Origin of the sequence: Sulfurovum sp. XGS-02 (genome assembly GCF_023213175.1) — a bacterium.
In the GTDB taxonomy this organism is placed as follows: domain Bacteria; phylum Campylobacterota; class Campylobacteria; order Campylobacterales; family Sulfurovaceae; genus Sulfurovum.
Map to the genome: position 1 here is coordinate 331,391 of NZ_CP093312.1, position 26,451 is coordinate 357,841.

General features: G+C 36.1%; 25 protein-coding genes. 20 read left to right on the forward strand and 5 right to left on the reverse strand.

What is annotated here, in order from left to right; translation table 11 throughout:
• Window positions 1-57 precede the first annotated feature (57 nt).
• The 4 genes from MN086_RS01695 to MN086_RS01710 all read right to left on the reverse strand — a co-directional run bounded on the left by MN086_RS01695 (window position 58) and on the right by MN086_RS01710 (window position 4,571).
• Window positions 58-1,308: an alginate export family protein gene (locus MN086_RS01695; RefSeq protein WP_248576335.1), complete on the reverse strand. Its 1,251-nt coding sequence runs from the start codon at window positions 1,306-1,308 to the stop codon at window positions 58-60.
• Between the two features lie 96 nt (window positions 1,309-1,404).
• Window positions 1,405-2,202 carry an ABC transporter ATP-binding protein gene (locus tag MN086_RS01700; RefSeq protein ID WP_248576336.1) on the reverse strand — a complete coding sequence of 266 codons (798 nt, stop codon included), beginning with the start codon at window positions 2,200-2,202 and terminating at the stop codon, window positions 1,405-1,407.
• Entirely contained in the window at window positions 2,202-3,017 is an 816-nt protein-coding gene (gene ntrB, locus MN086_RS01705) for a nitrate ABC transporter permease (RefSeq protein WP_248576337.1), read from the reverse strand. Before ntrB ends, MN086_RS01700 begins: the two co-directional genes overlap by 1 nt.
• Before the next feature lie 177 nt (window positions 3,018-3,194).
• Window positions 3,195-4,571 (reverse strand): CmpA/NrtA family ABC transporter substrate-binding protein, encoded by a 1,377-nt coding sequence (locus MN086_RS01710; RefSeq protein WP_248576338.1) that lies wholly within the window; start codon window positions 4,569-4,571, stop codon window positions 3,195-3,197.
• Window positions 4,572-4,737: 166 nt separating this feature from the next.
• Here MN086_RS01710 and MN086_RS01715 point away from each other — a divergent pair, with 166 nt between their 5' ends.
• Window positions 4,738-6,720 carry a molybdopterin oxidoreductase family protein gene (locus MN086_RS01715; RefSeq protein WP_248576339.1) on the forward strand — a complete coding sequence of 661 codons (1,983 nt, stop codon included), beginning with the start codon at window positions 4,738-4,740 and terminating at the stop codon, window positions 6,718-6,720.
• Window positions 6,721-6,944: 224 nt separating this feature from the next.
• On the opposite strand, the gene rpsR is transcribed toward MN086_RS01715, so the two are convergent.
• The gene (rpsR, locus tag MN086_RS01720; protein WP_008245396.1) at window positions 6,945-7,208 is read right to left on the reverse strand and encodes a 30S ribosomal protein S18; all 264 of its coding nucleotides are present in this window, start codon (window positions 7,206-7,208) and stop codon (window positions 6,945-6,947) included.
• A 531-nt stretch (window positions 7,209-7,739) separates the two neighbouring features.
• Between rpsR and MN086_RS01725 the strand changes: the two genes are divergently transcribed.
• The 19 genes from MN086_RS01725 to MN086_RS01815 all read left to right on the forward strand — a co-directional run bounded on the left by MN086_RS01725 (window position 7,740) and on the right by MN086_RS01815 (window position 26,443).
• Window positions 7,740-8,333: a TetR/AcrR family transcriptional regulator gene (locus MN086_RS01725; protein ID WP_371875208.1), complete on the forward strand. Its 594-nt coding sequence runs from the start codon at window positions 7,740-7,742 to the stop codon at window positions 8,331-8,333.
• 3 nt (window positions 8,334-8,336) lie between these two features.
• Window positions 8,337-9,233, forward strand: coding sequence for a hydrogenase (locus tag MN086_RS01730; RefSeq protein ID WP_248576340.1), 897 nt, complete (start codon window positions 8,337-8,339; stop codon window positions 9,231-9,233).
• Entirely contained in the window at window positions 9,230-10,531 is a 1,302-nt protein-coding gene (locus MN086_RS01735; RefSeq protein ID WP_248576341.1) for a nickel-dependent hydrogenase large subunit, read from the forward strand. Before MN086_RS01730 ends, MN086_RS01735 begins: the two co-directional genes overlap by 4 nt.
• A gap of 157 nt (window positions 10,532-10,688) precedes the next feature.
• On the forward strand, window positions 10,689-11,441 hold the full coding sequence (locus tag MN086_RS01740) for a hypothetical protein (RefSeq protein WP_248576342.1): 753 nt from the start codon (window positions 10,689-10,691) through the stop codon (window positions 11,439-11,441).
• A gap of 130 nt (window positions 11,442-11,571) precedes the next feature.
• The gene (locus MN086_RS01745; protein WP_248576343.1) at window positions 11,572-12,810 is read left to right on the forward strand and encodes a hydrogenase small subunit; all 1,239 of its coding nucleotides are present in this window, start codon (window positions 11,572-11,574) and stop codon (window positions 12,808-12,810) included.
• Window positions 12,811-12,845: 35 nt separating this feature from the next.
• Window positions 12,846-14,651 carry a nickel-dependent hydrogenase large subunit gene (locus MN086_RS01750; protein WP_248577073.1) on the forward strand — a complete coding sequence of 602 codons (1,806 nt, stop codon included), beginning with the start codon at window positions 12,846-12,848 and terminating at the stop codon, window positions 14,649-14,651.
• A gap of 10 nt (window positions 14,652-14,661) precedes the next feature.
• Window positions 14,662-15,411, forward strand: a complete 750-nt coding sequence (locus MN086_RS01755; RefSeq protein ID WP_248576344.1) for a cytochrome b/b6 domain-containing protein — start codon at window positions 14,662-14,664, stop codon at window positions 15,409-15,411.
• Window positions 15,412-15,436: 25 nt separating this feature from the next.
• Window positions 15,437-16,009, forward strand: a complete 573-nt coding sequence (locus tag MN086_RS01760) for a HyaD/HybD family hydrogenase maturation endopeptidase (RefSeq protein WP_248576345.1) — start codon at window positions 15,437-15,439, stop codon at window positions 16,007-16,009.
• A 322-nt stretch (window positions 16,010-16,331) separates the two neighbouring features.
• A complete protein-coding gene (locus MN086_RS01765) occupies window positions 16,332-18,257 on the forward strand; it encodes a hypothetical protein (protein WP_248576346.1) in 1,926 nt (641 codons plus the stop codon).
• 224 nt (window positions 18,258-18,481) lie between these two features.
• Window positions 18,482-19,027, forward strand: coding sequence for a PAS domain-containing protein (locus tag MN086_RS01770; RefSeq protein WP_248576347.1), 546 nt, complete (start codon window positions 18,482-18,484; stop codon window positions 19,025-19,027).
• Window positions 19,028-19,169: 142 nt separating this feature from the next.
• On the forward strand, window positions 19,170-19,481 hold the full coding sequence (locus MN086_RS01775) for a hypothetical protein (protein WP_248576348.1): 312 nt from the start codon (window positions 19,170-19,172) through the stop codon (window positions 19,479-19,481).
• Window positions 19,482-19,497: 16 nt separating this feature from the next.
• The gene (locus MN086_RS01780; protein WP_248576349.1) at window positions 19,498-19,746 is read left to right on the forward strand and encodes a CDGSH iron-sulfur domain-containing protein; all 249 of its coding nucleotides are present in this window, start codon (window positions 19,498-19,500) and stop codon (window positions 19,744-19,746) included.
• A gap of 386 nt (window positions 19,747-20,132) precedes the next feature.
• The gene (locus MN086_RS01785; RefSeq protein WP_248576350.1) at window positions 20,133-20,579 is read left to right on the forward strand and encodes a DUF4395 family protein; all 447 of its coding nucleotides are present in this window, start codon (window positions 20,133-20,135) and stop codon (window positions 20,577-20,579) included.
• Window positions 20,580-20,618: 39 nt separating this feature from the next.
• Window positions 20,619-21,545, forward strand: coding sequence for a cysteine synthase A (gene cysK, locus MN086_RS01790; protein WP_248576351.1), 927 nt, complete (start codon window positions 20,619-20,621; stop codon window positions 21,543-21,545).
• Window positions 21,546-21,572: 27 nt separating this feature from the next.
• Window positions 21,573-21,803 (forward strand): DUF2061 domain-containing protein, encoded by a 231-nt coding sequence (locus tag MN086_RS01795; protein WP_248576352.1) that lies wholly within the window; start codon window positions 21,573-21,575, stop codon window positions 21,801-21,803.
• An 8-nt stretch (window positions 21,804-21,811) separates the two neighbouring features.
• Window positions 21,812-22,516 carry a phosphoadenylyl-sulfate reductase gene (locus MN086_RS01800; protein ID WP_371875209.1) on the forward strand — a complete coding sequence of 235 codons (705 nt, stop codon included), beginning with the start codon at window positions 21,812-21,814 and terminating at the stop codon, window positions 22,514-22,516.
• A 12-nt stretch (window positions 22,517-22,528) separates the two neighbouring features.
• Window positions 22,529-23,440, forward strand: coding sequence for a sulfate adenylyltransferase subunit CysD (gene cysD, locus MN086_RS01805; protein ID WP_248576353.1), 912 nt, complete (start codon window positions 22,529-22,531; stop codon window positions 23,438-23,440).
• A gap of 1 nt (window position 23,441) precedes the next feature.
• A complete protein-coding gene (gene cysN, locus MN086_RS01810; RefSeq protein ID WP_248576354.1) occupies window positions 23,442-24,851 on the forward strand; it encodes a sulfate adenylyltransferase subunit CysN in 1,410 nt (469 codons plus the stop codon).
• Between the two features lie 8 nt (window positions 24,852-24,859).
• Window positions 24,860-26,443: a nitrite/sulfite reductase gene (locus MN086_RS01815; protein ID WP_248576355.1), complete on the forward strand. Its 1,584-nt coding sequence runs from the start codon at window positions 24,860-24,862 to the stop codon at window positions 26,441-26,443.
• Window positions 26,444-26,451 lie beyond the last annotated feature (8 nt).

The window sequence follows — 26,451 nt, forward strand, 5'->3', positions numbered from 1 at the left end:
GGGAGAGTGTTTTTGTCACCGAGTCCGTCTTATAGAACGGACTCAGTGTAAAAGGGCTTAAAATTTATAGTCAAGCTGTACCCAATACTTTGTCACATCATTTTGTGCCGCACCGATGACAGAGTCAGTTTCTCCGGAGAAGAAAGCCGCTTTTGCCAGAAAGTTCAGGCCGTTTGAGAAGTTATAGGTATAGAGCAGATCCAGTTCACTTCCTGCATCATCACTGAGGATACCGTCTGTCTCCTGTGTACTGAAGCTATGATAGATCGCAAGTACTTTACCAAACTCCGGACTCACATATCCTACCTTTCCGTAAATATCATCCAATCCGTATATATTACTTACAGCACTGTATCCAAGAAACACATCAGCAAACCCTTGCCATTTGTGCAGTGTTGCAAGCGGTGTTGTGAATCCATGTGTATTTCCGTCTGCATCTCCGAGTGATTCATAGGCTGCTCCAAGAATAAATCCGTTGTACTTCGTACTGATATCCCCTCTGAAATACATCGCATCTACATCCGGTTTCCCCATACTTTCATATTCCATGCTTGCATCTTGCTGTGTAGCAGCTTCTGCAATATAGTTGAACATACCTACTTTCCCTGAAGCCATTAACCCATAGGTATCACTTCCAAATGCTTGGTGACCTAAGAGGTATCCATACGCAGAAAGTTTCAGCTCCGGCATTGCCTTGTAGTCGGCATGAAGAAATATAGATTCTGTCCCTGTAGTGAGTGCATCCGTAACCCCATAACGGTCTGTCACATACATTGCCATGAGATCCAGGTTCTCTATCGAGCTATTCTTTAATGTATATCCCATAAAGGTTTGAGGCATTTGTCTCCAACCTACGGCACCTATGAATCTCTGGTCATCCAGGTTCACCATCTGGCGTCCTGCACGCAGTGAGGTATCACCCATTTTGTAATCAAGATAGGCTTGTGTGACACGTGAGTTTTGCGGATCAGCGATCAATGCATACCCCGGCTGCTCCGGAGCATATTCATCATATCCGAAATTCGTCACTGCCATGATCTGTCCAAAAGCACTCAGCCCCTCAATACCTACAAGTCCGGTCTTTACACTGAGTGCAAAACGTGTTGTAAACGCATTGGCTTCATCATTCACACTGTCATCAGCAAATTCATAACGCGGACGAAGTTCACCGTTGAATTTTACGTCGTTAAAGATCCCTATATCTGTTCCTGACTCTGCTGTTTCAACAGCCGGTTCAACCGGTGCAATGGACCCGCCTGCCATGATCAGTGTAGATGTTACGAGTGAGAGTAGTACGGTTTTTTTCATTTTTTCCCCTTTATAGTATGTTTGATTGAATAAACATGATGTTTAAAACTGCTTGATGGTCATAAGATGCATTAGGCAAATAAATTTTCTATGTTACTACTCATCCTCCTTGGCAAATTTTTCATAAAGAAAGCTGAGGATGGCTTCTCTACATCTGATATATTCAGGATCATGTTGAAGTTCTACCCTGTTTCTGGGACGGGGAAGATTGACGTCGAGTATCTCCCCGATCGTGGCTTCAGGACCGTTTGTCATCATGATCACCCTGTCACTGAGCAGTACTGCTTCATCTACATCATGTGTAATGATAATGACCGTATTTTGTACATTTTGCTGTATCCTCATGAGATGCTCCTGCAAGTTGGCACGGGTTAATGAATCCAGTGCACCAAAAGGTTCATCCATTAAAAGTACTTTAGGTTTGATCGCAAGTGCTCTTGCTATACCTACACGCTGTTTCATACCCCCACTGATCTCATCGGGAAGTTTATCTTTAGCCTGATCAAGGTTGACCATGGTAATAAACTTTTCAACCCTCTCTTGAAGCTCTTGCTTATTGAGCTCAGGCATGACCTGTTTGACGGCCATTTCGATGTTTTTATAGACACTGAGCCATGGAAGCAGTGAATGGTTTTGAAATACCACTGCACGATCAGGTCCAGGACCTTTGACCTCTTTACCCTGTAAAAATATATGTCCTTCTGTCTGGCCATCCAAACCGGAGATCATATTGAGCAAAGTAGATTTACCGCACCCGCTATGTCCAATGATAGAGATGATCTCATTTTTTTTGATGACCAGGTCTACATCTGTCACAGCGATATAATCCTCTTTCCCCGGAATCGGAAATCTTTTTTCAATATTTTCTAAGTGTAAAAACTTTTGTTCACCCATTATGTTCTTCCTTTTTTTCTATAGTCAAAAAAATCTGCGATGATCCCCATTACAAGATCCAGTATAAAACCGACAATACCTACGATGATGATACCGATGATGATATTATGATAATTCAGATTGTTATATTCATCCCAGATCCAAAAACCGATACCGATACCACCCGTCAGCATCTCTGCTGCAACGATCACAAGCCATGCGATCCCCAGAGAGAGTCTCATTCCCGTAAAGATGAACGGTACGGCTACGGGTAAAATGATCTTTGTGATCTTTTTCACCGGACTGAACTGTAATACTTTTGCAACATTCATATAGTCCTCGCTTACACTACGTACACCCAAAGCAGTGTTGATAATGATCGGCCAGATAGAGGTGACAAAGATCGTCGAGATCGCTGTCAAATTGATATCCTGGAAGATAAAAAGCAACAGTGGCAGCCATGCCAGCGGTGATACAGGCTTAAAGATCTGTATGAACGGATCAAATGCATACTGCGCATTTTTGCTCATACCGATAAACAATCCCAAAGGCACACCGATGATAATAGCAAGTGAAAACCCGGCAAATACCCTCTGCAATGAAGCTAGTATCTGCCAGAGGATTCCTTTGTCATCCTCATTTGCAATATAGAGCGGATCGGAAAGTACTCCGACGATCTCATCCCCGTCAGCATTCACCCCGCCAAAAGCAGAGACATAGGTATCACTCGGGGTAGGGAAGTCCTCAACATTGTTTGCAATCAATGACCAGACCATAAGGATGGCAAAAAACACCATCATTGGCAAGATGATCTTTTTAGCAATTTCGTTTTTCATTTTTTTCCTTTTTGTGTCCCGTTTGTTCTGGACACTGAGTTCTATTTTATATTTATAGGTACCTGAAGTATCAATCTAATGTTTAGTCTGAGTCAAGGAAATAACTGGACATAGGTTACTTCAGGCACGTATAAATACAAAGCATTCAGCTTTGTATTCTTTGTAATTATTGATGTGTTATTTCACATATTTAGGATCAGCACATCCTGCAGGACCGTAAGGGCAAACATACTCGGGTTGTTTGGTTGTCACCGTCCATGAATTGGCCTTCATAAGCTCATCTTTGCTTACTTTTGGATTTGTCACATCGAAACTGTAGATATACTCCACTGCCTTATTGGGGTCATACACCTTTCCATCCATGAACTTGTTGTATTCATCCACACCGTCTACTTTCCATGGGCTAGGTGGTAGGGAGTAGTTTACTTCTTTGGCAGCCTCTGCAAAAAGATCAGGTCTGTAGACTTTTTCGATCACTTCTTTCATATCGACCGCTTTATCCAACTGTCCCCAGCGATACATCTGCGTGATGAACCACATCCCATGGCTGTAAAAAGGATAAGCTGCATAGTAGTTGGCAAACACGTTAAACATAGGGTTTGGCTCGGAATCCTGTCCTTTAAGATACTGGAAGGTACCGGTCATAGATTTCTCAAGCACTTTGACCGGTGCTTTTACATAGTTCGGTTTACTGAGTATCTTCGCTGCTTCTTTTCTGTGTTCCCAGCTTTCATCCAACCACATTTGTGCTTCAATGACCGCTTTCATCACTGCTTTGGTCGTTTCAGGGTATTTCTCAACAAAATCCGCTCTTGCTTGAAGTACTTTTTCAGGGTTATTGTTCCAGATATCATAGTTGGTTACCAGGGTAGAACCTTTTTTCTTCAGTACGATACGTTCGTTCCAAGGTTCCCCAACACAGTACCCTTCGATATTACCTGCGATCAGGTTTGAAGGCATGGTAGGGGGAGGGAAAGGTTTGATCGTTGTATCCTCATCAGGTTTGATCCCCGAACTCGCCATCCAGTATCTCAGTTCATAGTTGTGTGTGGAAACCGGGTGTACCATTCCGAAGTTCAGCGGTTGGTAGTTTGCACCTTCTGCTTTATGTTTCGCATCGATATATTTTTTCAGCGACTCTGACCCTAATGGTCTTTTGGTCTGGTCCATACCGTATTTTTGCATCTCTTTTATAATATTATTTCCGTACGTGATACCGTTACCGTTAAAATCCAAAGAGAGCAGGGCTTGCAAGTTGGCATTCCCGTTGATCCCAAGTGTTGCAGCAATCGGCATACCTGCAAGGGCATGAGAGAAGTCATACTCACCGCTGATTACTTTTTGTTGGATACCCGGCCATCCGCCACCCTCTTTGGCGACATGAACATCCAGACCATATTTTTCAAAGAATCCTTTCTCTTTAGCGATAACGATAGGGGCACAATCAGTCAGTGCGATAAACCCTATTTTCAACTTTTTCTTTTCTACATCTGCAAGTAGAGCCGTAGTGACCAACGAAAGACCTAATCCGAGCTTCAAAGCTTTTTTTAACATTTTTACTCCTTAAATTTTCATTAAAATGTTTTTGTATGAAAATAGTATCATAGAAATATATAGTTTTTAATCATTAAAATGTCTAATTTTTAATCAATTTAAACTTAACTTTACATTAAAGTATGGTTAGAATAGGGGGAAGAAAATCTAATTTGAGGTAATAGAAATGATCAAATCAGTATGCGGATATTGCGGTGTAGGATGTGGATTGGAGTATGATGAGAAACAGCTCATAGGGAATATAGGGTATCCCACCAATCAAGGAAATCTCTGTTCAAAGGGAATCTCGGAACTGGTAAGCATGCAGACACCTACAAGGTTGTTGAGGCCACATATGAGAGGTGCACTGGATGAGCCATTTGTACTTTCTGATTGGAAGGGTACGATCGCATTGATCGCGGAGCGTATCAAAAAAACCTCTAAAGATAAGATCGGTTTTTATCTGTCTGGACAACTCTTAACAGAGGACTATTACATTGCCAATAAACTTGCAAAAGGTTTTCTTGGTACCAATAATGTGGATACCAATAGCCGTACCTGTATGGCAAGTGCAGTGGTTGCCTATAAAAAGGCGATAGGCGCGGATTTCGTACCGGTAAGAATGAATGATATCTTTAAGTCCGATCTGCTGATACTAACCGGTGCGAACACGGCAGAAGCCCATGTAGTTTTTCATAACAGCATCAAAAAAGCGAAAAAAAATGGTTTGAAAGTAGTGGTCATAGACCCGAGAAAAACAGATACAGCCAAAATAGCAGACCTCTATCTCCCGATAAAACCGGAAAGTGATATCGACTTTTTCAATCTGCTCTCTAAACGTTTAATTGATGAAGAAAAATATGATAAGGCATTTGTGGCACAGCATATTAACAACTTTGAACTGCTTAAGAACAAATTCAAACGTGTACCGGTGACCAAGATGCTTAAGCGTACTGGATTGACACAAGAATCATTCGATGCATTCTGGGAACTCTATAAGGAAAGTGACAACATCATTACCGCATGGACCATGGGACTCAATCAGTCTGTACAGGGCGTAGACAAAAATCTGGCACTGCTCAATACCCATCTTCTTACAGGGAAGATCTTTAGAGAAGGAAATGGACCTCTTAGCCTTACCGGGCAACCTAACGCTATGGGAGGAAGGGAAGTGGGAGGACTCTCTACCATGTTAGCGGTACATCTTGGTTTTGATGATGAGAGTATCCAAAAGGTATCAAAGTTTTGGAAAACCGATAAGATTGACAACAAACCGGGGTTGACCGCAACGCAGATGATCGATGCGAACCTGGATGTCCTTATTATCTGTCATACGGATCCTGTCTATCATCTGCCTCATAGAAAAAGGGTGGAAAAACAATTATCAAAGATCCCCCTGGTCGTTGAGATCAATGCCTATGAGAATTCTGAAACAGCCAAGTATGCACATATCAGACTTCCTGCAGCCCCTTGGGGTGAAAAAGAAGGCACTCAGACCAATCTTGATCGTACGATCACCAAACAAGAGCGTCTCACACGTACATCCATTGACTGTAAAGCAGACTGGGAAATATTTCAGCTACTGGCAAAAGAGTTGGGTTTTGGCAAAGCGTTTGATTTTAACAGTCCTAAAGAGATCTTTGAAGAGTATCAAAAAATGACCAAACTCAATGAGTACATGGATATCTCAGAGGCAGACTACGATGCACTGACCTACAAACCGTTTGTATGGGGTGAAAAGATCAAACATTTTTTAACCCCGGACAAAAAAGGAAACCTCTTCTTCGTAGAAAACAAGTTAAAGAGTGAAAAGACAAATTTGGAGTTTCCATTTCTACTTTTGACAGGAAGAACAAGAGATCAGTGGCATAGCGGTACGAAAACAAATCTTCCTCAGACATTGCTGTTGCACAAGCCATTGAACTTTTGTGAGATCCATCCCAATGATGCACAAAAATTAGGTATTCAGAATGACGACAGGATCAAAGTGATCTCACAAAGAGGAGAGCTGGTCACCAAAGCGCTGATCACAAAAGATGTGCATGAAAAATGTATCTTCATACCGATAAGCAACCGTGAGGTCAACTATCTAACCAATGATCTGTTTGACAGAGAATCCCTGCAGCCTGATTATAATCACAATGCAGTAAAGATAGAAAGGATCGGTTAGCACAGGTACACTTCTGATAGTGTATCTAATACACCATCATCAGCCAACATTGTAAAATGATGACAATACAATAGATTTACATTGAAAAAATCTTATGATTACGGTTGTATGTTAATATTGAGAAAGGGGATAAACGGTTTTGTATATTGGAAAAAGTGTAATGTGGGGGGGATGTATAATATGAATAAGTCCACCTTGAAGATGGACTTTATGTAAGCTAAAATCTATTTAAGGTTTTCAAATGGATTTTCAACAACATTTTTTCTATCTACGATATAAGGAATAAGTGCTGTTTGTCTAGCTCTTTTGATAGCTCCTGTAACAAGCTCTTGGTGTCTTTTACAGTTACCAGTGAGTCTTCTTGGCATGATTTTAAATCTCTCGCTAAGTGAGAATTTAAGTAATCCCAAGTCTTTGTAGTCTATATAGTCTACTTTTGATTCACAATATTTACAAAATCTTTTTTTGAATTTTCTTCTTTCTGCCATGGTGGTCCTTTTGGTTTAATAGCCCATATACATTCGAGTTCTCTTTAACTCGTTCAAAAATGAGCAAGAATTTTGAAGCGATATAATACTGTAATTTGACTTTGATTTTTCTTATATAATATAATTTATGTTCAGATTGCACCAACATGTATAGAGACATAAGCAGTAGAATAAGGTACCAAGAATGGCAATGCTCAAATAGAATTATATAGTTTAATATAGGTGGAATAGTGAAAATCAAAAAATAAAAATAAGATACAATCACTATTAAGTATTAAATATATTGTAAATAGGTATAATTATTGTTATCTGAAGATGAGTATGTTTTCATCTGCTTAAGTACTTACTTTTGAAATTATTTCTGTAGCAGTTTTCCCTTTTAAATCGAAGAAATGAGTTCACCTAAGTATTTTCATGAAGTGACACTTTTTTCTCTATATTTTTTACTTATTTCTATCTCAATTTTTTATCAACATTTAAATATACAAAATAATTATGTTAGAATGCTTTAAATACAAAAAAAGGATATTTTTGAAGATAGAAGATAAAAAAGCATTAAAAAGAGAGTCTATTATACAAACTGCCTTGCAACTTTTCTCTATAAACGGTTTTCATAAAACAACTATACCTGATATTGCAGGAAAACTTCATATGAGTGTTGGAAATGTATATAATTATTTTTCATCTAAAGATATTTTGGCACAAGCAATCATCAAATATACTTCAGAGGCATTAGGCGAGAAAATAAGAGAAGTTAATATGATGGATATAAGTGCTAAAGAGAAAATCCACAAAATAGTTGAAGTTTATTTTACTATGGCAAAAGAAAAACCTGAAATGATAGACTATTTCCTGCGCGTTTACTTGTCTAACAGAGAAGTATTTTCTGATGGTTGTGAAGGTATGGTATGTGTTTCTGGATTTATTACTGAGATTATGATTTTCTTTGATAGTGCTGTTTCTTCAAAAGAGTTACGCGATCAGGACTTTTTTTCTGCTTTTGGACTTTTTATGGGTTATTTGGGTGGGATGGTATTTCTCAACGGTGAAAATGTTTTGCCTAATGATATAGATTATTATATAGATGACATTTCGAATAACATTTATAACGCTTTAAAGGCGTAAAAGATGACAGGCCAAAACAAACCTAAATTGCTTTGGCTACAGTCCATTACTTGCAATGGGAACACGCACTCTTTTTTAAATCATCCAGACCTTTTTTCTATACTTTCACATTTTGAACTCGTACATCATCCTGCACTTGATACCGACTATAGTATGGAAGATATTATAGCAGGTGTAGTCCCTTGTGATGTACTCATCCTTGAAGGGTCTTTTCGCGAAGTTGGCTTTGTAAAAGGTGGGGTGGAAGTGTCATCTCTTATAGAACTATATGCAGAAAAAGCTAAGCATATTATCTCAGCAGGAACATGTGCAACGTTTGGTGGGATATTTAAACAAAAGGATCCTAAGAGTATTTCTGGTTTTTGTTTTGATGGAGAGGAAAAAACAAAGCGTTATCAAATCTATGCTTCTAAGCTCATTTCACTCCCGGGTTGTCCCATACATCCTAAGTGGCTCTCTTATGTACTTTTAATGATAGCGGGTAAGAAGGACATTCCTAGAGACAATTTGCACCGTCCTGTTGAGCTTTATGGGTACACTGTGCATACGGGCTGTACACGTAACGAGTACTTTGAATGGAAGATAGACACAAAAAACTTTGGACTCAAAGAAGGGTGTCTTTTTTATGAACAAGGCTGTCAAGGACCTTATACGCGAGGAAGTTGTAATAAGATATTATGGAACGACACAAGTTCTAAAACACGTGTAGGTACACCATGCTTTGGTTGTACCGAACCTAACTACCCAGGGGAGTCATTGTTTAGTACAAAAACCAATATGGGAATCCCCGATAAGATGCCTTTAGGTATTCCAAAACGTGCATACTTGACGCTCACGGGTGTGACTAAGAGTTTCCACATTAAACGTTTTTCAGAGCGAATTATGGAATATGATAAATGAATAAAGTCACTATTAAACAACTTATAGAGAAGATAGAAGGCGAAGCAGAACTTGACTTTACGTTTAATAAAGGTAAGATTGAAGATGTAAATATAAACTTTGGATTCTACCGTGGCATAGAAGAGATACTTAGAGGTAAAGATGCACGTGATGCATTAGTAATTACTCCACGCGTGTGCGGCATCTGCAATCATGCACATTTATTGACAGCAGTACGCGCCATTGAAAATGGTTATGAAAATGCAGGACTAAGGGTGAACCTAAGTTCCAAGGCGAATGACATACGAGAATTTACTTTAGCTTGCGAACTCATACAAAACCATGTAAAGTGGTTTTACTTGACCATTATCCCACAGTTTGAAAAATATGTGGGTAAACAAAGTAATGAGAATTATGCTATTAAGGCAACGTATCTTTCAAGTATTATTACTAAAGCTTTGGCTATATTCGCAGGACAATGGCCTCATTCTTCTTATGCAGTACCAGGTGGTGTAACTTGTGATCCTACACATCTTGATGTAATGCAAGCAGAAAGTCTAGTATATGAGTGTATTAAGTTCTTTGAAGACGTAATGATAGGAGGATCTATGGATACGTATTTAACTATAGATTCAGTTACTTCATTGAATCAAATAGAAGGTGATTTTGGAAATTTATTGCATCTTATATCTGTGAATGATATGGTAAAAGCTGGAAAGACTCATGGTAGATTTATCGTCTTTGGAGATTGTTCAATTTTTAAGCCAGGTAAATCGATCATTACTACAGTATCAAATGTTGATACAAGCTACGTAGAAGAAGAAATACAACCAGGTACTATGGCTAAGGCAGTGACTTACAAACAAAAGTTGTATGAAGTTGGACCACTTGCTAGAGGGATGGTGGCTAAAACACCTATAGTTAAAAGTTTGCATAAAAGTTACAAGGATTCTATGTTCACACGTATCTTTGCACGTGTGCATGAAGTTGCACTATTACTGGAATATTCTAAAAATTTACTGCAAAATCTAAAGCTTGATGAACCTTCATGTGTATTAGATAAAAATGTTAGACCTGATGAATTTGAGGGAACAGGTGTCGTGGAAGCTGCAAGAGGTTCGCTGATACATAAGACGAGAGTAAAGGATAGAATCATCACAAACTATGATATCATTACCCCAACGCAGTGGAACCTCAGTCATGGAACAAAAGAAGAACAAGGCATCGCCGTACAAGCTATGATAGGTACCAGCAGCATTGAAGAAGCAACATTTATCTTTCGTACTTTTGATGTTTGCTCTGTCTGTACTACACAATAAATCAATAAATTAAACTATTTTCAATAAATTGAATACCTATTCATTTTATTTTAAGCTTCCTTTATCTACTATACTGAATCATTATTCATTTTTAATATAAATATATTTAATGATATAAAATAAATAAAATAGGAAATACTTAATGCATAATAAAGTGATGAGTCAACTAAATCTTCCTTCTCTTAGTATTTCAGTGAGAACACTGTTTACAGGTTACTTATTGGTTATGGGGATAGGATTCTTAATGGCAGGGATGCAAATTTTGCTTACACATGGTATGGCAGATGGTAAAATAGGTGTATCAGTCGAAGACGTAGTATATAGTTATCATGGAAATAGAAACAGTAGTAAACTTGAAGTGAAATTACACGGTTCTATGAAAGACAAAGCCAATGATAAGGATAGGGCAACACTTGTAAAGTGGGCAAGAGAAGGTGCACCATTAGAACATTGGAAAAAAGAAGTACAGCCTATATTTGAAGCGAACTGCGTACAGTGTCATAGTACCATACCGGGATTAACTTCCTTTAAAGAGTATGAAGATACGGCAGAAGTAGCCAAAGTGGATATGGGTGCATCGGTTGATTCTCTTACAAGGGTATCTCACATACATCTTTTTGGTATTGCATTTATCTTCATCTTTGTGGGGTTTATTTTTTCTTTGGCAGTTGGAATTAATGCAAAACTTAAAGCTTTTATTATTGCTATACCGTTTGCATTCCTGATCATTGATATCTCATCTTGGTGGATTACATCCATATTCCCAAGCTTCGCATGGTTTACAATAATTGGTGGTTTTGGATACATCATGGCATTTTCTTTTATGTGGATAGTATCAATCTATCAAATGTGGGTATTAGCTGGCAATAGTACTACATATAGCAGTAATGAATGGTCTGATCAACCATAGGATTAATATTTATTATGTAGTTTAATAAATTTTTAATAAATATTTAACTAAAATGAATAATGATTCATTTTAGTTTAAGCTTATATTTTATACTATACTGAATGTTCATTCACTTAAAAAAGGAGAAACGATGAGTATGGATAGACAAGAATCCGTAAAAAAACTTTTTACGGCACAAAGTGCGAAAGTAGAAACAAATAAAGGTGATGCCTATTATGATGAATTATATGATAAATGTCAAAATAGACTTAAAGAATTAGAAAAATTACAACCTCTAAATAATAGAATGGATTTCAGAGAAAGTATTGAAGAGGAAGGTATAGAGAGAAGAGATTTCCTTAAGTGGGCATCTGCAACGACTGCAATGTTGATGCTACCTGCATCATTTACCCCACTTGTTGCTCAAGCTGCTGTTTTGATGAATCGCGTACCAGTAATATGGATAGAACTTCAAGATTGTGCTGGCAACTCGGAAGCACTTTTAAGATCAGATGGACCACAAATAGATGAGATTATCTTAGATATCATCTCTCTTGAATTTCATGAAACACTTCAGGCAGCTTCTGGTCACCAAGCTGAGAAACAAATGGATGAAGCTGCAGAGCATTTTCATGGAAAATATCTTCTATGTGTAGAAGGTGCGATTCCTATGGGCATGAACGGTCAGTATGGAACAATTGGTGCAAAAGCTGAAACATTCCATGACCATTTACTGCGTATGTCTGAAGGTGCTGCGGCTGTAGTTGCCATAGGATCTTGTGCAACGTATGGTGGTATCCCTGCAGCTGCACCAAATCCTACAGATGCTGTAGGTGTTATGGATGTTGTGAAAGGTAAGCCAGTTATAAATATACCAGCATGTCCTGCCAACCCTTCAAATATGGTAGGGGTTATTTTACACTATGTATTGACTGGTTCTATACCTGAACTTGATTCTCTGCTTAGACCAAAGTTTGCTTTTGGTTATAGAATACATGACAACTGTGAAAGAAGAGCGCACTTTGATGCTGGAGAATATGTTGAGGAATGGGGTGATGAAGGTGCGAAAAATAACTTCTGTCTCTATAAAGTAGGATGTAAAGGTCCTATGACATTTAATAACTGTTCAATTATTAGATATAACGAAGGCGTGAATTGGCCTATTGGTGTTGGTAGAGGTTGTATAGGTTGTTCTGAGCCAGATTTCTGGGACAAATATGCGTATGAAAGACCGATGTCAGATGCAAATATTAAAGCCCCTACAGGTGGCGTTGAAAAGACGGTTGATGAGTTTGGTTTAGGTTTACTCACAGCAGCAGGTATAGGTATAGGTATTCATGCGGCAGCAAGTGCAATTGCAGGTAAAAGAGTAGATAAAGGAGAGTCATAATGCAAATTAATAATCAAGGAACAGTTACTGAATCAATGGAATCAGTAGACTCAAAGGGCTATCATAAAACTGACAGATCAGGTAAAAAGCATATTATTGTTGATCCAATTACAAGAATTGAAGGTCATCTTAGGATTGAAGCAGTAATAGATAAAGATAATACGATTGTAGATGCATTTAGTTCATCAACAATGTTTAGAGGAATAGAAACAATACTTAAAGGAAGAGACCCAAGAGATTGTGGTTTGATGGCTATGCGTATTTGTGGTGTATGTACTGGTACACACTACCAAAGAAGTATTGAAGCGGTAGAAGATGCATTTGATATTACTATCCCTAAAAATGCAAGACTTGTTAGAAATTTAATTCAAGGAGCTCTGTATATACATGATCATCTTGTACACTTCTATCATTTACATGCACTTGATTTTGTCGATGTTGTAGCGGCAACCAAAGCAGACCCTTATTTAACAGCAGTTGAAGCAGCTAAATGGGGTAAGGTGGCAGGGGTTGCTCCATATATCTCAGATCCCAATGAATTTAAAGTTATTCAGGAGCGTATAATCAAGTTTGTAAAAGAGGGAAGGCTGGGTATCTTTGGTAATGGATATTGGGGTAACGATCATTATGAACTTACACCAGAACAAAATCTGATTGGTGTGGCTCACTATCTTAAAGCACTTGATATACAACGAGATATGGCAAAGATGCAAGCTATTTTTGGTGGAAAGAACCCTCACCCTCAATCTATCGTTGTTGGTGGTGTTACTTGTGTTCAAGATATTAAAAATCCTGCTAGGATATCGCTTTATCAGCAATTGCTGAAAGATTCTACAGATTTTGTTAAGAGGGCATATCTTCCAGATATTTATATGGCAGGTACTATGTATGCTAAAGAGGCAACAGATACCGATGCAACATATAAAGGTGTAGGTGGGACAGGTGGAGGAATACTCTCCTATATGACTTATGGAGATTTTAGACTTGACGATACAGGTTTTTATAATTCAGCAACTCTTTTCCCTTCAGGTCTTGTACTTGATGGTGATATCAGCAAAGTATTTGAAGTTGAGCAAGAAAAGATTACGGAAGATGTAACACATTCTTGGTATGAAGGTACAGGTGCTCCTGAACATCCATATGAGGGGACAACTATCCCTAAATTTACAGGGCTTGAGAAAAAAGAAGATGGATATTCTTACTTAAAAACAGATGAAAAGTACTCTTGGATTAAATCTCCTCTTTATGATGGTAAAAAAGTAGAAGTTGGGCCACTTGCTCGTATGGTGGTTGGATATGCAAAAGGCGATAAGAGAATTAAAAAATATGTAGGTAATTTTTTAAAAAGATCAGGATTGCCATTAACTGTTCTCTTCTCAACTGTAGGTAGAACAGCTGCACGGGCTATTGAAACTGAGCTTATGTGTGATGCGATGAAGGAGTGGGTTGGCGAGTTGGCAAAAAATGCTGCAATGGGTGACCTTAGTACATGGACAGAGTTTGATTTTGATAGTGTAAGTGTTGATACAAAAGGTGTCGGACTTGCTGAAGCACCAAGAGGATCTTTAGGACACTGGGTAAAAATCAAAGATGGAAAGGTTGAAAACTATCAAGCCGTTGTTCCATCAACGTGGAATGCAGGCCCTAGAGGTCCAAATGGTGAAATGGGTGCTTATGAAGCAAGTCTTATAGGTACAAAAGTAGCTAACCCTGAGGAACCGTTAGAAATTATTAGAACTATTCATAGCTTTGATCCTTGTATTGCTTGTGCGGTACATGTAGTGGACACAAAAGGTAAGGAGTTAGCTGTATATAAAGTTGACCCTACCTGTGCCTTCTAAGGAGTATATTATGAAACCCGGATATAAAAAAATTGAACGGATGAACGCCACCACGCGTATCATCCACTGGACCAATGTTTTTTCGATGATTGTTGCTGTAGCAACGGGGCTTTATATTGCTCATCCTTATTATCAGACCTTTATTGCTGATCCTGCTGTAGATAAATATGTCATGGCATGGAACCGTTGGGGACATTTTATTGTTGCAATTATTTTTGATGTTACATCGATTGTCATTTTTTATCTTGCTTTTTCAACACGTTTCCTCAAGGTGAAACCATATAAAAAAGACATACCTACGCAGAGTAATATAAAACAGTTTTTTGAGGTATTTTTAAATCTTGTGACACTTAATAAACGTAAAAAGTTTGATTCAAGCTATCTTGATAGTTTTAATTCAGTTTATTTCACGATCTTCCACTTGTTGCTAGTGTGGATGCTTTTGACTGGACTTCAGTTGTATGTACATGGTTTAGCTTCTGGCCTTAGTTCAATTGGTGAGTGGTGGCCATGGATGTTACACCTTATAACAGATTGGACAATTCCCGTAAGTGGCTGGTTAATCGGTTCTGGGCCTACAGCTTCTATCATGGATGTGCGTATTTCACACCATTATACAATGTGGTGGATCATTGCTTGGGTAGTCTTTCATATTTATTATCAAGTATGGCGTAGCATTTTCTGGAAAGAAGGTGATATTAATATTGTGATAGGTGGCGGTAAGTATGTAAAAATAAAGGAGGATGACAAAGAAGCATAGTGCTTTTTTGTCTTAATATATAAAAATGGTCTATCAAAAAATAGCACTCATCGGTATAGGAAATATTATGTTTCATGATGAGGGACTTGGTGTTTATCTTGTAAAGTATATAGAAGAAAATTACCATATTCCAGATAATTTAACTATTGTAGAAGGTGGGACATTGGGGTTTAGCCTCATGACCTACTATCAAGAGTATGATAAAGTTATTATTGTAGGTACGAGTTCTAAAGATGGTGATATAGGTACTATATACTCTGAATCAAGTGAAGAAGTTATGGCTCAAGGTGGCACACGCCAAACTGCAAACGAAGTTGAGATCACCATGATGCTTGAGATATGTTCTTTTCATGAAGATATGGGAGAAGTACAACTTATTACTATGGTTCCCGAGGACATCATAGATGTATGCAATGGACTGACTAATTCAGTACTTAGTCATATGCCAAAACTTGTAGATGCCACTTTAGAAGAGTTGGAAAACTCTGGTGTTAGATTGAAAAGAACTCTTTGTAGTCGAGTTTCCTTTGAGACTATAATAGATGCCTATGCTAATCCCAAAATGGCAGATTACAATGACATGTCAATGTTAGTATAAATTAGGATTATATAGTACTCAGCTGGGTAGGTAAAACATATGTTTGTCCATCTTCACATAGATAAATATGTTTATTGTTCCACCTTGATTTTAAGTAACCAACTTACTTCAGCTGAACCCAATTGAGTAATATATAATTATAGTTAATCACTATTTAATGTATAGTTAAAATATCATTGTTTAGTACACAGCCAGACAATCAATTCATTGTGTTCAATAGCATACACAGCAATTTGATTTAAAAGGTAACATGCTTCCTCCCATTCGTATGTTCTTCATTCTTTGTGTCTGGTTGTGTAGTAAATAATTATTAGGAGCCTAAATGTACTTTATTTTTGAAATCGAGTTTTCATCAAACAAAAATTATATAGCAGAGCTCATCAGGGCATATGCTAGACAAGAACAAGTAGAAGTAGATGTACTGCAGAGTGCAGAGAAAATAACTATGATATTTAACAAAGATGATGAAAATCTTGAACATTTTTTACTTGGCATTGAAGAAATCATACCTGCATCACTGTTCCTGGGTAAAGGTAAACACTATTTTGCAGAGGAAAAACCAGTGCTAATGCCTGTTTCTAAGTCGAAATTACCTCTAAATATTGCTCCGTGTCCAACATGTCAGAAAGAAATGTTTGATGTAAGCAGTCGGCGTTACTATTACCCTTTTACTTCCTGTAATCACTGTGGTTCTCAACATCCATTTGTAGATAAATACCCTTACGAACGTCCCAATACTTTTATGAAGTTTCTTGCACCTTGCGAAGACTGTCTAAGTGAAACTAAAAAGAATGCTTTACGTTTAGACTATCCACTCATTTCATGTATAGAGTGTGGTATAGCGATACGTATGTTGGACAAAGAGAGTGAACACTTAGCACTGAACAAAGGTGATTATAGAAGACTTTTTGAGGTTAGCGGCAGAGCCATAGCAAAAGGTAAGCACGTGTTGATGAAAACGACACATGGCTTTAGAAAGTTTTTTAAACCTACCGCTGAGTATAGCCCAGTTACAAGTACACTACTAATGGCTGACGTCAATGGATTTAATGTACATCTCATGATGGTAGAGCAAGAATTTAATGCACTTCTGAGTATCGAGAGACCGTTACTTAGAGTTGCTACCAAAAGTGATGAGCTAAAAGCACTCTATGGCTCAAGTGTACAAGTGAAGTATCCAGATGATGGTATGACTATGCTTCTTGCACGTGAACTTATGACTGCTGGACTTCAGTACATATCATACATCGAGTGTGACAGTGATGAAGAGGCAGATTTCTTAGTGGATTTTGATATGCCTATTAACCCTCAACAGGATATGAAGATATTTATAAACCAAGACAAAAAATTATTTGTTTCTGGTAAGCGTATATTATTCCCAGCAGCGGTGCAGAGTAATAAAAATAGAGTAATAGTAGCCCATGATTTAGCATGTGTACAAACAGGAAAACAGAGTGTGATAGACTCTGTAGCCGTATTTGACACAGTAGATACTGAAGAACTCTATGTACTAGAAACAGAAGATTTTGATGGTGGTCATAGCAATGAACATCGTTTTGAACAGTATGAAGCCTCAATGATGTCTGTACTTGCAGAGCACTATAAAGTAGGCCAAAAAGCTATAGGTGTACATTTCGATGGTTCACTGAACTTTCTCTACTACAATGGAAAAAAAGTTATTAATGCTGTACCTGCGATAGCGTTTGAATCAGATAACCTTTGGGAAAAGGTAAGTACACTTAGAGAAGGATCAGATAGGCTTGTAGGAAATTACAAGAAAGCATATCCTGAAGTATTTGATCGTTTAGATAATCTCGAAGGTGATATGGATATCTTTGAAGTGACAGCCATTGCTTTAGGTCTTGAAGATGAGAGTATTGAAGGTATATCAGCTGAAGCATTGAGCTTTTTAGGTAAAGGTGGACTACAAATAGACACTAGGGTTAAAGACAACCGTTTTGATAACTACGCATTTTTGACAAGTATCATGAGTTATCAGCTAGGGGGTGTTGAGAGTAACTTCATGTGTTATAGTATTTATGAGTCTTTGGGTGACTATATAGGAGAGATAGTCCCTCAACTCATGGATAAAACAGAAGCCACAGTCATCACACTTACAGGTGAGACATTTGCTAACCAATCACTCTATGGCAGAATACAAAAAACATTGGGTGCAAAAAACCCATTGATGAATAAAAGTTTCCCTATAGGGAAAGAGAATGCTGTATATGGGGCATTGTATTTATGATATGGATTGAGAATACATTTTAATTATTGTTTAGTGTACAGCCAGATATATTTTGTAAATAGTGGGACATATATCCTTGTCCAAATAATTTATTGATGATATTTAAGTTTCATATATGTCTTTTACAGATCCTTTGTATATCTGGCTGTACAGTAAACAATGATTAATGGTGTTTCATTTATTTTGATAAAAAAAGTTATAGATATGAAATTAAAGGAGTAGTAATGTTGACAAAAGAGTTACATGTCGATCGGCATGCCAGTTATTCTTCAAGTACAGATGAGAATGGAATAATAATTTCAGTCAGTACAGATTTTGAGAATCTCTCTGGATATAGTAAAAATGAGTTAAAGGGTAAAAACCATAATATAGTTAGACATCCAGATATGCCCAGGATAATATTTAAAATGATCTGGGATGCTTTAGAGAGGGGTGAAGAATCTATTAGTTATGTTTTTAATCATGCAAAAGATGGTGGTTATTATTGGTTAGCGAATAGAACATATTTATTTTCAAGAGATGATCAAGGTAGAGCTAGATACTTCTCATATAAAAGTGCAATGTCTTCTCGTGCAAAACATCATATGTTAAAACTTTATACTAAGTTATTGGAAGAAGAAAAGAAAGGTGGCATTGAGGCATCTGAAAAATATTTAACTGAATATCTAGAATTTAGAGGTGTAACTTTTAATGAATATATGAAGACATTTTTGGATAATAGTGGACTTGTAAAAACTGGTTTTTTTATGGCAAGAAAACTTTTTTCATAATATAAAGTATAGAGTGTGTTTTATTTTTGAATGGCCGAGATGAGAAGAAAAAGTGAGAGATGACTTTTTTGATTATGATATAATTTTTTATGGAATATCTTAAGACAATAAAGAAGATGAATGCAACACAATACCTCCAGATGTGAGTACCTGTGAAGAGTGTCAAGCTGAACTATTTGATCCTTCTAACCATCGTTACGGATATCCGTTCATTACTTGTGCAAATTATGGAGTACGTTATTCTATTATGAATGACTTGCCTTATGAGCGTAAAAATACTTCTATGAGATTTTTTGAGATGTGTAGTACCTGTGAGAAAGAATATACTGATCTCCTAGACAGACGCTATCATGCACAGCCAATAGGGTGTTGGAAGTGTGGACCACAATTAACATTATATGACAATGTAGGTCAAGATCTATCAAGGTCGAAAATCATTGCAAAATATAACTAAAAAACAAAGGTAAATAATGAAATATCCAGTAAGAGTAAAACTTGAGGTAGGAGAAAAATATCTTTTTTGTACTTGTGGCAAGAGTGCAGATGGGGTACTATGTGACGGAAGCCATAAAGGGAGTACGTTTTCTCCTAAAGAGTTTATTGCTACTAGAACAGCTGAAAGTTATCTTTGTAGATGTAAAAAGAGCTATAATGGAGTATATTGTGATGGAAATCATGCCAAAAGAGAAACTCTGAATCTTGATTTTTTAGACAGTTAGATCTATTATAGCTCTTGAGCTAGATAATAGGATTTTCTATACAAGTTTCAAAACCTATTAATCGTTTATCTCAGAAGTATCATTGTTCACTAAAAGGGTTGTTAATCTTTCATTTTCTCTTCCTTTACTTTGTACTCAAACGTTAATAAAATTAACATTCTAAACTTTTTTATTATTTATTTGACTTTAAATATAAGCCTCAGTATTTCCAGTAATAGCATACCTATGAGCTGGGCAGACCTTTTATTCTCCCCCGATTAATCGAAGTAATACATATAATCTATAGATTTACTTGACATTTATAATAAAAAAGGCTATACTCCAAAAATAATCTAATGAATGATTATTCATTCATTAAGATATTAAAACTTTATTTAGGAGTCGAAATGTCTAATATCACAGATAGAAAAGTTGTAATAATTGATGAAAGTCAAATACGTATCGTAGCGGCATTAGTAGCAATATCTATAGTAGCTTATTTATTTTTAGGCTATATAGGTTTGTTGATATTATTGATCTATCATTTTTTTATTCAATTATATTTAACGCCTTTACTCAGTCCACTAGAATTAATAGCAACATTTATATCTTCTTTACTTACCCATAATAAATATAGTAAGAATACATCAGAAAAAGAGTTTGCCGCACATCTTGCACTTACGATTGTGAGTGTGTCCATGATACTAGAAGTACTGGAATACACCAGGTTGGCTTCTGCTTTAATTTTACTATTACTAGTTTGGAAACTAATAGAAGTAAGTAAAAATATATGTTTTGGTTGCAGACTGTATGAATTTGTGAAGCAAAAAGGAATTGAAATAGTTTCATTGTAAATGTTTAGAAAGAAGATTAAATAAGTAAAAGGATTAATTGTGAAATATGCTCAAAATATTACAGAATTAGTAGGAAATACACCCTTGGTGAAATTGATAAATGCGAGTAGTCATGCATTGGTATTAGGAAAGTGTGAATTCATGAACCCCACTCATTCTGTAAAAGACAGAATTGGAAATAGCATGATTAATGATGCTTTAAAAAAAGGTTTAATTAATAAAAACACTACAGTGATTGAAGCAACTAGTGGTAATACAGGAATTGCTTTAGCGTCAATTTGTGCTGTACATGGAATTAAATTAGTGCTTACAATGCCATCTTCTATGAGTATTGAACGAAAAAGATTATTGAAAGCATTAGGTGCTGATTTGATCTTAACAAACCCTGAACAAGGCATGGAAGGTGCAGTTTACAAAGCAGTTGAACTTGCAAATGAAACTGAAAACTCATTTATATTGGAACAATTTGAAAATAGTGCAAATCCGGAAGTTCATAGATTGACCACTGCTAAAGAAATTTTGGCAGATACAAACGGAAACATTGATATTTTAGTCGCTGCAATTGGTACAGGTGGTTCTATTACAGGAATTTCTGAAGTACTCAAAGCACATAATCCTAATATAAAAATTATTGCTGTTGAACCTAAGTCTTCTCCTGTTTTATCTGGTGGAAGACCTGGACCACATAATATTCAAGGTATTGGAGCAGGTTTTATCCCCAAAGTTTTAAATACTGAAATTTATGATGAAGTCATTCAAGTTTCAAATGAAGATGCAATAGAAACATCAAGGGCTTTAGCCAAAAGAGAAGGGCTTTTAGTCGGTATCTCATCTGGTGCTAATACTTTTGTAGCTTCTCAACTAGCACATAAAGAAGAGAATCAAGGAAAAGTTATCGTAACAATTCTTTGTGATACGGGTGAAAGATATTTATGTGCTGGTTTATATGATGTTGATGATGAGTAATCGTTATCTCAAACCAAAAGGTAATAAATGAAAGAAAAAGCATATAGATCGATCATAAAAACGATCTCATGGAGAACAGTAGGAACACTTGACACTGTAGTTATCTCATATTTTATAACTGGCAGTTTTAAAATGGCTGCATCAATTGGTTCGATTGAGCTTTTTACAAAAATGATCTTATATTATTTTCATGAGAGAGTTTGGAATAAAATTAGTTTAGGAAGGCATAAGCCGACTAAAGATGACTATGTTATATAGGAGACATAATGGAAACAACAATAATAGATAGTTTAAATAGAAAGTTTAAGGGCACGTCACCCTCTGAAAAATTAGCATATTTTTTGGATGTATACAGAGATAGAATCGGGCTTTCATCAAGTTTTGGTGTGGAAGATCAGGTGTTAACAGATATGGTCTCGAAAATAGATAATAATGCACGTATTTTCACACTGGATACGGGACGATTACACCCTGAAACCTATGATGTTATGGATGCAACGAATTTAAAGTATAACAGAAAGATAGAGGTCTTTTTCCCAGATACATCAAGTATTCAAGAACTTTATAAAACGCAAGGCATAAATGGCCATTATGAAAGTCTGGAGAAAAGAAAGAATTGCTGTTACGTAAGAAAAATAGAACCTTTACAAAGAGCACTTAAAGGATTGGATGTATGGATTACAGGATTAAGGGCAGATCAAAGTATAACTAGAACAGAAGTGCCCTTAGTTGAGTATGACGATAATTTTAAAGTCATTAAAGTGAATCCATTGATAGATTGGAGTGAAGATGATGTTTGGAACTATATAAAAGAAAATAATGTTCCATATAATAAATTGCATGATCAAGGCTTTCCTAGTATAGGATGTGCACCATGCACCAGAGCGGTGAAGGATGGCGAAGATATTAGGAGTGGTAGATGGTGGTGGGAAGACCCAGAACATAAAGAGTGTGGCTTACACAAAAAATAAAAAAGGAAAAAGATGATAAGTACAGAGAGATTAACACATTTAAAACAACTTGAAGCTGAATCTATACACATCATGAGAGAAGTTATAGCAGAATTTGATAATCCTGTAATGATGTATTCAGTAGGTAAAGATTCTGCTGTAATGTTACATCTTGCACTAAAAGCTTTTGCTCCTGCAAAACTGCCTTTTCCACTTTTACATGTGGATACTAAATGGAAGTTCAAAGAGATGATTGAATTTAGAGACAAGAGAGCTAAAGAAGAAGGGTTTGAATTATTGGTTCATACAAACCCTGAAGGAATTGAGAAGAATATCGGACCATTTACTCATGGCTCTGCTGTGCATACAGATGTTATGAAAACACAAGGTTTAAAGCAGGCACTTAACAAATATAAGTTTGATGCTGTATTTGGCGGAGCACGTAGAGATGAAGAAAAATCTCGGGCAAAAGAAAGGATCTATTCTTTCAGAGACAAGAATCATCGATGGGATCCAAAAAATCAAAGACCAGAACTATGGAATCTTTATAACGCCAGGGTTCATAAAGATGAATCTATTAGAGTTTTTCCTCTGTCGAATTGGACAGAATTGGATATCTGGCAATATATTCACCTTGAGGGTATTCCAATTGTCCCATTATATTTTGCAGCGAAAAGACCGGTTGTTGAAAAAGATGGTGTAAAAATAATGGTTGATGATGACAGAATGCCAATTGAAGAAACAGATGAAGTAAAAGAAGAGATGGTTAGGTTTAGAACGCTTGGATGTTATCCATTAACAGGTGCAGTTGAGTCAACTGCCACTACGTTACCTGAGATTATTCAAGAGATGTTATTAACAAAAACAAGTGAGAGACAAGGCAGAGTTATCGATAATGATTCTGCTGGTTCAATGGAAAAGAAAAAAATAGAGGGGTATTTTTAAGATGTCAATTCAAGAAACAAAAATAGCTAACGATATAGAATCGTATTTAAATGAACACGAGAATAAACAATTATTAAGATTCATTACTTGTGGCTCTGTTGATGATGGTAAATCTACTTTAATTGGAAGATTGTTACATGATTCTAAAATGATTTTTGAAGACCAGCTGGCTGCTATTAAAAATGATAGTAAAAAAACTGGTACAACTGATGGTGAATTTGATTTAGCCCTATTAGTTGATGGTTTACAATCAGAACGTGAGCAAGGTATCACTATTGATGTTGCTTACAGATATTTCACAACAGACAAAAGAAAATTTATTATTGCAGATACTCCAGGCCATGAGCAATATACAAGAAACATGGCAACAGGAGCTTCAACAGCAGATTTAGCCATTATTTTAATTGACGCTAGGTATGGTGTACAAACGCAAACTAGACGACACTCATTTATTGCAAAACTATTAGGTATTAAACATATTGTAGTAGCAGTAAATAAAATGGATTTAGTTGATTTTAGTGAAGATAAATATAATGAAATTTGTGAAAATTATTTAGAATTTGCGAAAGAAATAGGATTAACAGAAGATATTACTTTAGTTCCACTATCTGCGTTAAATGGAGATAATGTTGTAAATGTAAGTTCTAAATCACCTTGGTATAAAGGTGAAACTTTAATGCATATCTTAGAAACAATTGAAATTGATCAAGATAGAGATTTAGCTCACTTTAGGCTGCCAGTTCAATATGTCAATAGACCAAACTTAGACTTTAGAGGTTTTTGTGGAACTATTGCATCTGGAATTATTAAAGTCGGTGATGCAATTACCGTTTTACCGTCAGGTAAAAGTTCGACAGTCAAAGAGATTGTAACCTATGATGGAAACTTAGAATATGCATATGCAAAACAAGCAATCACGCTTACGTTAAATGACGAGATTGATATATCAAGAGGTGATGTCTTAGTAAAAAGTGATGAACAGCCAGACCATGCAGCAAATTTAGATGTTGATATTGTATGGATGAGTGAAGAGCCATTAATTAAAGGCAAACAATACTTTATTAAAAGAGCATCAACTCAGACAATTGGTTCATTTGATAGCTTTTATTATAAAACAGATGTGAATACCTTGGAACAATCAAGTGCCAGTGTATTAAATCTAAATGAAATAGCAAGAGCAAAATTAGATTTGGAACAAAGTATTGCCTTTGATCCATATGACCATAATAAAGTAATGGGTTCATTTATTATTATTGACAGAATTACAAATAATACTGTAGGTGCTGGGCTGATAAGAAATAAATCTGAAAACCAGGATAAAAAAGAATTAAAGCATTCTGATTTTTTAATTGAATTGAATGCATTAGTTGAAAAATACTTTCCACATGGGAAAAGTAACATGATAGTATAGGAAAAAAAATGGTAAGAGAAACAGCAGCACAAAGAGTAGAAAGAATAAAAAAAGAAAAAGATGGACTGTCTGTGTTGGCAGATATTAAAGATTATGCTATTTCTAATAAAGAAATAGATCCTGAAGATATTGATAGATTTAAATGGTATGGTCTTTATACGCAAAATAAAACTTTACAAGATGATCATGATGATACATTATATTTTATGTTAAGAGTTAAGTTAGAGCAGGGAGCAGTAAATGTAGAGCAATTAAGATGTTTATCTAATATATCAAAAGAGTTTGCAAGATCTACGGCTGATTTTACAACAAGACAGGATATACAATTTCATTTTATACAAATAATTGATCTACCTGAAATATTTTTTCGACTTCAAAATGTTGGATTGAGTTCAGTATTTGCTGCTGGAGATGTACCAAGAAATGTAGCCACATGTCCTGTTACGGGTATAGATCAAGATGATATCTATGATACAACTTATTTAGCTCATGATATAAATAATTATCTAAGAGGTAACCCAGAACTTGTTAATTTACCAAGAAAATATAAAATAGGTATATCTGGGTGTAGTAAACATTGTATTGGGCATGAGATACAAGATCTATCATTTACCGCAGTGAAGATTGATGGTGAAGTATTGTTCGCAGTGACTGTGGGTGGTGGACTAGGTTCCAATAAAAAAATAGCACTTCATTTAGGATATGTAGAGACTACACAAGTGCTTAATACGGTTAAAGTAATAACCATTATTTATAGAGATCATGGTCTAAGAAAAAGTAGAAAGAAGGCTCGGTTGGGTCATCTGATTGATGAATGGGGATTAGATAAGTTTAAAGCATTTACGGAAGAGAAACTAGGATTTGAATTCATAAAAAAACCAATTTTTAAATCTACACCTTATGCACGAAGAGAGCATTTTGGTATTCATAAATCATCTATAGTAGGTGAATCATATATAGGATGTGCCATTAATGGTGGGCATATTGGTTCAAAAGGCTTAGCCGACTTGGCTGATATTTTAGAGGAAAATGATGCGACTACAATAAAAGTAACAAATACACAAAACTTTATTGTCATTGATGTTCCCGATCACAATACAGAGAAATTAGCCAAAGAACTATTGGATATTAATATTGATGCACATCCCAGCCCTTTTAAGGCTAGAACTATTTCCTGTACAGGGATAAAATTTTGTAAATTTGCAGTTGTGGAAACAAAAGATCAGGCGATACTTCTGGCAGAATATTTGGAAAAAAGATTTCCTGATTTTAATGAAAATGTATCTATATCTCTTAATGGTTGTCCAAATTCTTGTGCTCATCCTCATGTTGTAGATATAGGATTATTAGGGACCAAGGTTAAGGACGAAGAAGGAAATACAGTAGCTGGATTTGAAATTATATTAGGTGGTAATTTAGAAGGAGAGGCCTCAAATTTTGGCCTTAAAACAGGCATAAAAATATTACCAAAATATATTAATAGTACTCTTGAGAAGATTATTGAAAAATATATTAATAGTGAACAAAATGGATTAAATAGATTTTTAAAAGACAATATACAAAATGAAAATTTTATAGAGTCATTACGATAGGATTGGAT